This window comes from Halomonas sp. IOP_31, assembly GCF_021151495.1.
Taxonomy (GTDB): domain Bacteria; phylum Pseudomonadota; class Gammaproteobacteria; order Pseudomonadales; family Halomonadaceae; genus Modicisalibacter; species Modicisalibacter zincidurans.
Window position 1 is genome coordinate 1 of sequence record NZ_JAIRBP010000055.1, and the last position, 11,550, is coordinate 11,550.

8 protein-coding genes are annotated in these 11,550 nt (G+C 64.5%); 2 read left to right on the forward strand and 6 right to left on the reverse strand.

The genetic code is table 11. The annotated features are described in order from the left end of the window. Positions 1 to 196 precede the first annotated feature (196 nt). The 4 genes from K7I12_RS16700 to K7I12_RS16715 form a co-directional block, all read right to left on the reverse strand. A complete protein-coding gene (locus K7I12_RS16700; RefSeq protein ID WP_231664743.1) occupies positions 197 to 1,639 on the reverse strand; it encodes an NAD(P)(+) transhydrogenase (Re/Si-specific) subunit beta in 1,443 nt (480 codons plus the stop codon). 17 nt (positions 1,640 to 1,656) lie between these two features. Continuing rightward, positions 1,657 to 3,228, reverse strand: coding sequence for a Re/Si-specific NAD(P)(+) transhydrogenase subunit alpha (locus tag K7I12_RS16705; protein WP_231664744.1), 1,572 nt, complete (start codon positions 3,226 to 3,228; stop codon positions 1,657 to 1,659). 528 nt (positions 3,229 to 3,756) lie between these two features. Continuing rightward, a complete protein-coding gene (htpG, locus tag K7I12_RS16710; RefSeq protein ID WP_231664745.1) occupies positions 3,757 to 5,655 on the reverse strand; it encodes a molecular chaperone HtpG in 1,899 nt (632 codons plus the stop codon). Positions 5,656 to 5,765: 110 nt separating this feature from the next. After that, positions 5,766 to 6,107 carry a YkvA family protein gene (locus tag K7I12_RS16715; RefSeq protein WP_031384483.1) on the reverse strand — a complete coding sequence of 114 codons (342 nt, stop codon included), beginning with the start codon at positions 6,105 to 6,107 and terminating at the stop codon, positions 5,766 to 5,768. Between the two features lie 209 nt (positions 6,108 to 6,316). Here K7I12_RS16715 and K7I12_RS16720 point away from each other — a divergent pair, with 209 nt between their 5' ends. Then, the gene (locus tag K7I12_RS16720; protein ID WP_231664746.1) at positions 6,317 to 8,227 is read left to right on the forward strand and encodes a transglycosylase SLT domain-containing protein; all 1,911 of its coding nucleotides are present in this window, start codon (positions 6,317 to 6,319) and stop codon (positions 8,225 to 8,227) included. Positions 8,228 to 8,341: 114 nt separating this feature from the next. Here the strand turns inward: K7I12_RS16720 and K7I12_RS16725 are convergent, their stop codons facing one another. Together K7I12_RS16725 and K7I12_RS16730 are read right to left on the reverse strand one after the other, a co-directional pair. After that, positions 8,342 to 8,455 carry a 30S ribosomal protein THX gene (locus K7I12_RS16725; protein WP_231664747.1) on the reverse strand — a complete coding sequence of 38 codons (114 nt, stop codon included), beginning with the start codon at positions 8,453 to 8,455 and terminating at the stop codon, positions 8,342 to 8,344. Between the two features lie 262 nt (positions 8,456 to 8,717). Further along, positions 8,718 to 10,433 (reverse strand): DEAD/DEAH box helicase, encoded by a 1,716-nt coding sequence (locus tag K7I12_RS16730; RefSeq protein WP_031384486.1) that lies wholly within the window; start codon positions 10,431 to 10,433, stop codon positions 8,718 to 8,720. Between the two features lie 425 nt (positions 10,434 to 10,858). Here K7I12_RS16730 and K7I12_RS16735 point away from each other — a divergent pair, with 425 nt between their 5' ends. Continuing rightward, the gene (locus tag K7I12_RS16735) at positions 10,859 to 11,311 is read left to right on the forward strand and encodes a YaiI/YqxD family protein (RefSeq protein WP_031384487.1); all 453 of its coding nucleotides are present in this window, start codon (positions 10,859 to 10,861) and stop codon (positions 11,309 to 11,311) included. Positions 11,312 to 11,550 lie beyond the last annotated feature (239 nt).

Sequence of the window (11,550 nt, forward strand, 5' to 3'; positions counted from 1 at the left end):
CGGCTAGTACTTCCCCTTGCCGGGCGTACAGGGGACTTTCACCCCCAAGTCATCCCGAGGCACCACCCTCGGGAACAGCGCCACTCAGGCGCTGCGCGCCATGCCTGGCGCACACGAAAAACGCCCCAACCGGGGCGTCGTATGCGTGCAGTAAAGACCCCGGGCGGCCGGCCAGCGGCGACCGTCCGGGTAGCGCTCACTCGATCAGCGGCACCAGCGTGTCGATGCTGGACTTGGCATCGCCGTAGAGCATCCGGGTGTTGTCCTTGAAGAACAGCGGATTCTCGATGCCCGAGTAACCGGTTCCCTGGCCGCGCTTGCAGACGAACACCTGCTTGGCCTCCCAGACCCGCAATACCGGCATGCCGGCGATGGGGCTGTTGGGATCTTCCTGGGCGGCCGGATTGACGATGTCGTTGGAGCCGATGACGATCACCACGTCGGTCTCGGCGAAGTCTTCATTGATCTCGTCCATCTCCATGACGATATCGTAGGGCACCCTGGCCTCGGCGAGCAACACGTTCATGTGCCCGGGCAGACGCCCCGCCACCGGGTGAATGCCGAAGCGCACCTGCTTGCCGGCGCTGCGCAGCTTGCGCACCAGCTCGCTGACGGCATTCTGCGCCTGGGCCACCGCCATGCCGTAGCCGGGCACGATGATCACGCTGTCGGCGTCGTTCAAGGCGCTGGCCACCCCATTGGTGTCGATGGCCACCTGCTCGCCCTCGATCTCCGCAGCCTCGCTCTGCTTGGCCCCGAAGCCGCCGAGGATCACGTTGATGAAATTGCGGTTCATCGCCTTGCACATGATGTAGGAGAGGATCGCACCGGAAGAGCCGACCAGCGCGCCGGTGACGATCAGCAGGTCGTTGGACAGGGTGAAACCGATCGCCGCCGCCGCCCAGCCGGAATAGCTGTTGAGCATCGACACCACCACCGGCATGTCGGCGCCGCCGATGCCCATGATCAGGTGCCAGCCGATGAAGAACGCCAGCAGTGCCAGCAGCAGCAGCGTCCAGAAGCCGGCGCCGTTGAGGTAGGCGATCGCCAGCAGCAGGCACAGCACCGCCGCGCCGGCATTCAGCCAATGCCCGCCCGGGTACTGACGCGCCTTGCCGTCGATCTTGCCGGCCAGCTTGCCGAAAGCGATGATCGAGCCGGTGAAGGTCACCGCGCCGATGAACACCCCCAGCACCACTTCGATCTGCAGGAAGGTCAACTCGGCCGGCGTCTTGGAGGCCAGCGTGGCGGCGAAGGCCGACAAGCCGTCCAGCGACTCGCCCGCGGCGCGCAAAGCCAGTACCCGGGTACGCTCCAGGTCGGCATTCCAGCCGACGAACACCGCCGCCAGCCCGACAAACGAGTGCAGCGCCGCGACCAGCTGCGGCATCTGCGTCATCTCCACCCGCTTGGCCACCACGGTACCGATGATCGCGCCGATGATCATCATCGGAATCATCAGCCAGTAGCCGCCCACCCCCGGCCCGAACATGGTGAAGAACACCGCCACGGCCATGCCGACGATGCCATACCATACGGCCCGCTTGGCCTTTTCCTGATTACTCAACCCGCCCAGCGAGAGGATGAACAGTACACTTGCCGCAATTGCCGCGGCCGAAACGAATTCATTACCCAACATTGTGTGTCCCCGCGGCTTTAGGATTTCTGGAACATGGCCAGCATCCGGCGTGTCACCAGGAAGCCACCCACGATATTGATGGACGCGACCAGCACCGAGATCCCGGCGAGCAGGCCGACCAGCCAGTTGCCGGAACCGAGCTGCAGCACCGCGCCGAGGATGACGATGCCGGAAATGGCATTGGTCACCGCCATCAGCGGGGTATGCAGCGAATGGCTGACGTTCCAGATCACCTGGAAACCGACGAAGCAGGCCAGCGCGAAGACGATGAAATGCTGCATGAACGAGGCCGGTGCAACCTGACCGAGCAACAGCATCACGGCACCGCCCACCACGAGCAGCCCCAGCTGACGCGTGGTCTGGGCCTTGAAGGCCTCGCGTTCGGCGGCCTTCTTCTCTTCCGGCGTGGGCTCCTTCTCCTTGGGTTTGGGCTTGGACGCGCCGATCGCCTTGACCTTGGGCGGCGGCGGCGGAAAGGTGATTTCACCCTCGTGGGCCACCGTGGCGCCGCGAATGACATCGTCTTCCATATCGTGAACGACCTTGCCGTCCTTTTCCGGCGTGAGATCGGTGAGCATGTGGCGGACGTTGGTGGCGTACAACAGCGAGGCCTGGGTGGCCATGCGCGACGGGAAGTCGGTATAGCCGACGACGATCACGCCGTTGTCGGTGACGATGCGCTCATCGGGCACGGTCAGATCGCAGTTGCCGCCCTTCTCGGCGGCCAGGTCGACGATCACCGAGCCGGGCTTCATGGCCTTGACCATATCCTCGAGCCACAGCTTGGGCGCGGGCTTGCCGGGGATCAGCGCAGTGGTGATGACGATGTCCACCTCGGAGGCCTGCTCGCGGAACAGCGCCAGCTGCTTTTCGCGGAACTCGGGGCTCGACGGCGCCGCGTAGCCGCCGCTTTCGGAACCCTCCTGACTCTCGTCGAAATCGAGATACAGGAATTCGGCGCCCATCGACTCGATCTGCTCGGCCACTTCGGGGCGCACGTCGAAGGCGCGCACCACCGCGCCGAGGCTGGTGGCGGTGCCGATGGCGGCGAGCCCGGCCACCCCGGCGCCGACGATCAGCACCTTGGCCGGAGGCACCTTGCCGGCGGCGGTCACCTGGCCGGTGAAGAACCGCCCGAACTGGTTACCCGCCTCGATCACCGCACGATAGCCGGCAATATTGGCGGTGCTCGACAGGGCATCCATCTTCTGCGCCCGCGAGATGCGCGGCACCATGTCCATGGCGATGACGCTGGCGCCCTTGGCGCGGCAGCGCTCGAGCATCGCCTCGTTCTGGGCCGGCCAGAAGAACGCGATCAGCGTCTGGCCCTGGCGCAGGCGGTCGGCCTCCTCCTCGGAAGGCTCGCGCACCTTGATGACGATCTCGGCCTCGCGCCACAGCGCCTCGGCGCCATCCACCACGCTGACCCCCGCGTCGCGGTAGGCATCGTCGTTGAAACCCGCCGCCACGCCGGCCCCGGACTCGACCAGGCATTCATGCCCGAGCTTCTGGATATGCTGCGCGCTCTCCGGGGTCAGGGCGACTCGCGCTTCGCCCGCGGCGCGTTCCTTGGGTGCTCCGATCTTCACGACAAACCTCCCGCCTGGCGGCGCTCACTGCGGTTCATGGCTACATTCATACGTTCAGTCCACATTCGTCTCGCTCCTTGAATCGGCCAGGAATTCCAAAACGATTTCGGTGACATAACAGACACGGGAAAACGGCAAGCGGTCAGCTTGTTTATCGCAGCCTGGCTATCAGTCTCTTCGCAAAGCACTGTAAAGATCAATAAATTATTATAAAAAACTAATTATAATCATGCACTTATGCACGTCATAATGCGCCACTTATGCAATGATAAAGTTATAAGCCAGTGATTTAAATAGTATTTTCGGAAAAAATCAAACCGTGTCTTTGAGTTATAAATGCCATAAGCAATTCGTTATTTATACCGCCCAGCCGCGAATGAAGCGCTACAGCGAGTGACATCCTCACCCACCAACGAGCATAAAGTGATTGTCGGAATCTGAGATTTTTCCGCCATCCGCAAGCGCCGGACATGAAAAACCCGGCCTGCCAGAACGGCAGACCGGGTCGGCATGGCTCAAATCGATCGCTCAGGCGGTGAGCATGGCGTTGAGCCGCTTGACGTAGGCCGCCGGATCGTCGAGATGCCCGCCTTCGGCGATGATCGCCTGATCGAGCAGGATCCGCGCCAGGTCGCCGAACGAGGCGTCGTCGGCGCTTTCCAGACGGCTGACCAGCGGATGGTCGGGGTTGAGCTCGAGGATCGGCTTGACCTCGGGCAGCGGCTGGCCGGCCGCTTCCATGATGCGCCGCATCTGGAAGCCCATGTCGTTCTCGGAGAGCACCACGCAGGCCGGCGAATCGGTCAACCGGTGAGTCACGCGGACTTCCTGGACATCCTCGCCGAGCGCCGCCTGCACGCGCTTGACCAGATCCTCCTTGGCCTTGGCGGTTTCCTCCTGGGCCTGCTTCTCCTCCTCGCCTTCGATCTCGCCGAGATCGAGATTGCCCTTGGCGACGTCGGCCAGGCTCTTGCCGTCGTATTCGGTGAGATGACTGACCAGCCACTCGTCGATGCGATCGTGGAGCAGCACCACCTCGACGCCCTTCTTGCGGAAGATCTCCAGGTGCGGGCTCGACTTGGCCGCGTTGAAGCTGTCGGCGACGATATAGTAGATCTTCTGCTGGCCTTCCTTCATGCGCGACACGTAGTCGGCCAGCGACTGATCCTGGGTCGCGCTATCGGTGTGGGTAGTCGAGAAGCGCAGCAGTTCGGCGATCTTGTCGCGGTTGGCGAAGTCTTCCGCCGGGCCTTCCTTGAGCACCGCGCCGAAGGTGTTCCAGAAGCGCTGGTAGGCGTCGTTGTCCTTGGCCAGCTTCTTGAGCATGTCCAGCGCGCGCTTGGTCAGCGCCGACTTCATCTTGTCGACCTGCGGGTCCTTCTGCAGCAGTTCGCGGGAGACGTTGAGCGACAGGTCCTTGGTGTCCACCACGCCCTTGATGAAGCGCAGGTAGAGCGGCAGAAACTGCTCGGCGTCGTCCATGATGAACACGCGCTGCACATACAGACGCACGCCCCGCGCGCCGTCGCGCTCGTAGAGATCGAACGGCGCCCGTTCGGGCACGTAGAGCAGGCTGGTATATTCAAGCTTGCCCTCGACCTTGTTGTGGCTCCAGGTCAGCGGATCGCTGAAATCGTGCGAGATGTGCTTGTAGAACGCCTGGTACTCGTCGTCGCTGACCTCGCTCTTGGGCCGCACCCACAGCGCCTGGGCCTCGTTGACGGTCTCCCAGGTGATGACCTCGCTGCCCTCGACCTCGTTGCCGTCATCGTCGGTGGCGGTCTCGGTCCTGGGCATGCGCACCGGCACGTCGATGTGGTCGGAATACTTGCGCACCAGGGCACGCAGCCGGTAATCGTCGGCGAACTCCTTGGCGTCGTCCTTGAGATGCAGGGTGATCTCGGTGCCGTGCGCGTTCATGTCGATATCGGCAACGGTGAACTCGCCCTCGCCGCGCGAGCGCCATTCGACGCCGGCTTCGCTGCCCGCGCGCCGGGTGCGCACGGTGACTTCGTCGGCGACGATGAACGCCGAATAGAAGCCCACGCCGAACTGGCCGATCAGCTTGGCGTCCTTCTGCTGTTCGCCGGAAAGCTGCTTGAGGAACTCGGCGGTGCCACTCTTGGCGATGGTGCCAAGATTGGCGATGACGTCCTCGCGGGTCATGCCGATGCCGTTGTCGCGCACCGTCACGGTGTTGGCCTCGGCGTCGTGCTCGATCTCGATGCGCAGGTCGCTGTCGCCCTCGTAGAGCGCGTCGTTGTCCAACGCCTGGTAACGCAGCTTGTCGCCGGCATCGGCGGCATTGGAAATCAGCTCGCGCAGGAAAATCTCCCGGTTGGAGTACAGGGAGTGGATCATCAAATGAAGTAGCTGCTTGACTTCGGTCTGGAAGCCAAGGGTCTCTTCATGGGTGGCGGTGGTCATTTAGCGGCCCCTCATGGTGTTGAACTCATGGTCTTGAACGACGGTTCCGTCACCGATATGGGGCCCCGGGCAGGCATTTCAAGCGTTTGCCGGCGCAAAGCGCGACAAGCTCAGCGCGGCGGCGGGCGTCGCACCGGCATGTCGATGCCCTTCCAGCGCCGATAATCGGCCAGTGCCGCGTCCACGCGGGTCAACAACCAGCCGACGATCACCACGTCGTCGAGGACCCCGACCAGCAGCAGCACATCGGGGATCAGATCGAGCGGTGAAACCAGATAGATCACCGCCAGCGCCATCCAGCCGATCGCCGACCAGGGCACCGGGCGATAGCGTCCTTTCAGGACATCGCCGCACATCGGGACGAACAGCCGCATCGCCCGCGCCATCTGCGCCAGCGCGCCGCCGCGTCTTTTGAGTCGCGCGGCGATATTCCAGGCCTTGAATCCCGCCATTTCGCTCTCTCCCCGTGTCGTGTAATACCCGCCAAGAACGCTGAACACTTGTACATGGATACCAAACAACACTACTCAAGTGCAGCGCTATCGGCGAGGATGAGGCAGTCCCTATCCGCTAGGCAAGCATGCACTAGGAGTCGCCGATGCCCATTCGAGTTCCCCGCCGTGGGCTCGCGCTGATCAGCGCACTATTACTGAGCCTACCGATGCTGAGCCTACCAGTACTGAGCCTACCGGCCCTCGCCGACGAGGCCGCCGATCGTGCCATGCGCAACGCGCTGGAAGCCGCCCGCAACCAACAGTGGAACCGTATCGATCAAGCCGCCATCGACGATCACGTATTGGCCGGGTACGTCGAATATCACCGGCTGCGGGGACGGCTGCCCAACCTCGACCCGGCGACCGTCAACGCCTATCTGACGCGTTATGCCGACTCGCCGCTCAGCGACTGGCTGCGCGGCGTCGCCGAAATCGAGTATGGGCAGGCAGGGCGCTTCAGCGATCTGCTGGCGATCAGCGATGGTGAACCCCGCGGCACGATCCGCCAATGCTACTACTATACCGCCCTGCTCGACCGAGACCCGGCGGCGGCGGCCGCAGGCGGGCGCGAACTGTGGCTGACCGGGCGCTCCCAGCCCAGTGAATGCAATGTGTTGTTCGACACGCTGCGCGCGCGCGGCGAGATCGGCGGACAGGCGATCTGGCAGCGCCTGATGCTGGCCTGGGAAGCCGGCGAAACCGGGTTGATGGACTACCTGGAAGGCGAGCTGCCGGCCGGCTGGAGCGGCGCCAAACAAGCCCTCGAGCGGCTGCGCAAGGATTATTCGGCCATCACCCGGGTGCCCCGCGATGTCGGCCCCGACGGCGCCGCCGCGGCGCTGTTCACGGCAGCCATGGCCCAGTTCACCCGCGCCGATACCGAAGCCGCGCTCGAAGCCTGGCGCAAGATCGCCCCGCAGCTGTCGCTCAGCGACGCCCGGCGTCAGCGCATCGCAAGGGACCTGGCGTTCTATTCGATGGTCCGCGAGATCGACAACAATCGCGCCTGGGTGGACGCCAACCTGACCCGGCTGGCCGACGGCGATCTGCTCGAATTGCGGGTACGCCGCGCGCTGGCCGAGCGCGATTGGCGCGGCGTCATCGACTGGGTTCATGCGATGCCCGACGACCCGCGCCAGGATGCCCGCTGGCAATACTGGCTGGGCCGCGCGCTGGATGAGCTCGGCGATGAGCAGACGGCCAGGAAGGCCTTCGCCGCCGCCGCCGATCAACGCAGCTTCTACGGCTTCGCCGCCGCCGATCGGCTCGGCCAGCCCTACGCGCTCAACCGTGACCGCGCCGCATTCAACGACGCCTATCGTCAGACGGTCGACGATTGGCCGGCAGTCCAGCGCACCGCAGCGCTGATGCGCATCGACGAGCCGGGGCTGGCGCGCAGCGAATGGTACTACGCCTCGCAGCAGGCCAGCGACGAGGAGGCCCGTGCGCTGGCCGACTACGCCCTGCGCCGCGGTTGGTACGCACTGGTAGTCCAGACCACCATTCTCGCCCAGCAGTGGGACGCGCTCGATTGGCGCTTCCCGCCGGCCTACCGGGCCAGTTTTCGCGAGTGGGGCGAGCGCGCCGACGTCGATCCGTTTTTGTTGATGGGCATTGCGCGTCGCGAGAGCGCGTTCAATCCCGAAGCACGCTCGCCGGTGGGTGCGCGTGGCTTGATGCAGCTGATGCCGGGGACCGCCAAGGACGTCAGCGATCGCTACGGCTTTAAGACCCCCACCCCCGAAGAGCTTTACCAGCCCGAAAGCAACATTCGCCTGGGCAGTCGCTATATCCGCGAAATGATCGATCGCTACAGTGGCAACCGCCTGGCTGCCGTAGCGGCTTACAACGCCGGCCCCGGCCGGGTCGATCGCTGGCTGCGCGAGGCCCCGCGCGAGTTCGACCTGTTCGTCGAGAGCATTCCCTACCGCGAGACACGCGACTATGTACAGGCGGTGCTCGCCTACCGGGTGATCTTCGCCAGCCTGGCCAACGATGGGGAGACGACAGGCATTGCCATGCTCGACGACAGCGAGCGCCAGAATCGCTACGATGCGTCGTTGCTGGCCCGCAATTGACGCTCGAGGGAAAGGCCTGTGCCGAGCCCGGATCGCGGCTCGGCACAGGCCCGACAAAAAACGGGGGTGGCCAATGGCCACCCCCGTTTGCATTTCTCGTATTACCGGTCGCGATCAGTAACCGCGCTGCTTGTAGCGCTCGGCCTGGCGCTGATCGCTCGGCCGCCGCCGACCATGCGAGCCGTTGGCGACCTTGCCACGCCGGCTGCGAATATCGCCTTTGGCCATCTGTCACCTCCTTCTACCGCTGAAGTGTCGAACCACCCTTAGGAAACACTGCATAAATGCCTGCGCGAGCAAATCGCTGCGTTGTGCGGTGCTCGGAATCCTCACATATACCTCATATGCTCCGGTTCCTGTGCTCCGTACGCCTTGCGCTTTATTTCGCTCGCCTATTTATTCAGCGTTTCCGTAGGCGATTACGCCTCAGTGTGGTAACCGCTCGGCGTCTAGGTCAAGCGTCAGGGTCAAGTCGCAGCCGGCATTGGCCTCAGGCTCGCGAGCGACGGCGAATCGGCGCGTCATCGCTGTTGCGGCGACGCGCCGGACGCTCGGCACGCTCCGGCGCGCCCTGGTCCTCGGCGATCTCCAGCGCCTGACCGGCGACCCGCGCACGCGCCATCTTGGCGAGGATCGAGGTCGGCAACGAACTGGGCAGTTCGACCACCGAGAAGGCGTTGCGGATATCGATGCGTCCGATACGCGCCCCTTCGATGCCGCCTTCGTTGGCCAGCGCGCCGACCAGCTGACCCGGCTTGACGCCATCCTTGTGGCCCACCGAGACGCGATAGCGCGTCATGCCCTCGCTGGGACCGCTGTCACGGCGACGCGGCGGCTTGCCGTCGCGCGGTGCGCTATCGCGATCGTTGCGTGCGCCCGGCTTGGGCAGGCGACCGATGGGCGCCTCGTCGGCGCGCGCCATGGCGGCGAAGGCGCAGGCCAGCTCGACCGGATCCTGGCCTTCGTCGATCAGTCGTTCGATCAGGCTGCGCTGCGCGTCGGCGCCGGCGGTCAGCGCGCCGATCACGCGCTCGCGAAAGCGCTCGTCACGATGGGCGCGGATCGCCGCTTCGTCGGGCAGTTGCGTATCGGTCAGCGTCTGGCCGGTGGCCTGCTCCAGCCAGCGCACCTTGCGGGTCTCGCGGACACCGGCGAAGGTGATCGCCACCCCCGAACGTCCGGCACGACCGGTACGCCCGATACGGTGCGTATAGGCCTCGCTGTCCTGCGGCAGATCGTAGTTGACGATGTGGGTGATACGCGGCACATCGAGGCCACGGGCGGCCACGTCGGTCGCTACCAGCACGTCGATCTTGCCGCGCTTGAGCCGGGTGACCGTGCGCTCGCGCAGGCTCTGATCCAGGTCGCCGGACAGCGCCGCGGCATTGATACCGCGCAGGGTGAGCTGCTCGACCAGCGTCGTGCAGGCGGCACGCGTGCGCACGAAGACGATCGCCGCATCCACCGGCTCGACTTCGAGGATCCGCGACAGCGCTTCCAGCTTGGCGCCGCCATCGACACGCACCAAGCGCTGGTCGATGCTCGCCGCGGTGTCGGCCTTGGACTCGATGGCCACCTTGACCGGATCGACCAGGTAGCGATTGACGATACGCTCGATCTCGGCCGGCAGCGTCGCGGAGAAGAACACCCGCTGGGCGTCCTTGGGAGTATCGGCGACCACGCGCTTGACATCGTCGATGAAGCCCATGCGCAGCATCTCGTCGGCTTCGTCGAGAATCAGCGCGGACAGGCCGTCCAGCTTGAGGCTACCGCGATCGAGATGGTCGATCACCCGCCCCGGGGTACCGACGATCACCTGCGCGCCGCGGCGCAGCGCGCCGAGCTGCTCGCGATATTCCTGGCCGCCGCACAGGCTGGCCACTTCCAGACCCTTGAGGTTCTGGCCGTACTTGGTGAACGAAACGGCGACCTGCTGGGCCAGCTCGCGGGTCGGCGCCAGCACCAGCACCTGCGGCTCGCGGCGGGTCAGTTCGAGTTTCGACAGTACCGGCAGCGCGAACGCCGCAGTCTTGCCGGTACCGGTCTGGGCCTGGCCCAGCATGTCACGGCCTTCCAGCAGCGCAGGAATGGTCTGCGCCTGGATCGGCGACGGATTCTGATAGCCCAGGGTTTCCAGGGCGGAGAGCACAGCAGGCAGCAGTGCCAGGTCGCCGAAGCTCGGCGAGGCGACAGAAGTCGAGGTCATATCACACCTTGAGTGGCCGGCAGTCACCGGCGAGAAATTGTCGTGGCACCGCGTCGCTTGCTGGTTGCCGTTGAAATCACTGGGCAACGTGACGAGATACCGGTCGCACCTGCATCCTGTCCGCTTCTCTAGCGTCACCGCGGAATGCGGAAACGGACGAACAGTGTGGCGACCTTGCACGCCGGGGCCGAGTCGGCAACTGTGGCGTTCCATCAATGCACCTGGCGCTTCACATCAGCCGCTCGTAACGAGTCGAACTGTGCGCCTTGCGAGAGAGACGTCCCCTGCCCGTTGGCAGTCGATGGGGGCGAATCAGCTGGATGGTGGGGTCAACACATGCGAGGAGCGGGCATGCTACCATCGTCGGATAGGGTTTGCCTAGTTTCTTTTCATTCACCGCTTAACCGACCGATCGGGAGTTGTCGATGCCCAGCCTGTGGGTCGATGCCGATGCCTGTCCGCGCGCCGCGCGGGATATATTGATTCGCGCCGCCGAACGTACTCGGACCAGCGCCTGGTTCGTCGCCAACCATCAGGTGCCGTTACCGCCTTCGCGCTGGGTCAAGCCGCTGGCGGTGGCCAGTGGCTTCGATGCCGCCGACAACGAGATCGTCCGCCGCATCGAACGCGGCGACCTGCTGATCACCGCCGACCTGCCGCTCGCCCTGGAGGCGATCGACAAGGGTGCCGAGGTCATGACCAATCGTGGCGAGGCGCTGACCCCGGACAATATCCGTGCCCGTGTGCAGATGCGCGATTTCATGGAAACTCTGCGCGCCAGCGGCGAGCACACCGGCGGCCCGAGCGGCTATGGCGATGTCGAACGCCGCGAGTTCGCCAATGCCCTGGATCGCTGGCTGGCCAGGAATCGCGGCTAGGTTAACCATGGGCAGGAAATTGTAAGAGCAAGCTCTTCGCGACCGGGTTGGTTCGGCGCCACCACTATCGGGAATAAATTCCCTCCCACAAGAGCTCACAGCCAACTGGTCTGGTTTTGATAGGGGTCGGGAAGGCTTCGCCTCCCCGCCCTCCGAACCGTGCGTGCGGTTCTCCCGCACACGGCTCTCCAGTCGATGGTTTCAACATCGTGATTGGCTCGCTTGCTGCCAGGCTTCGG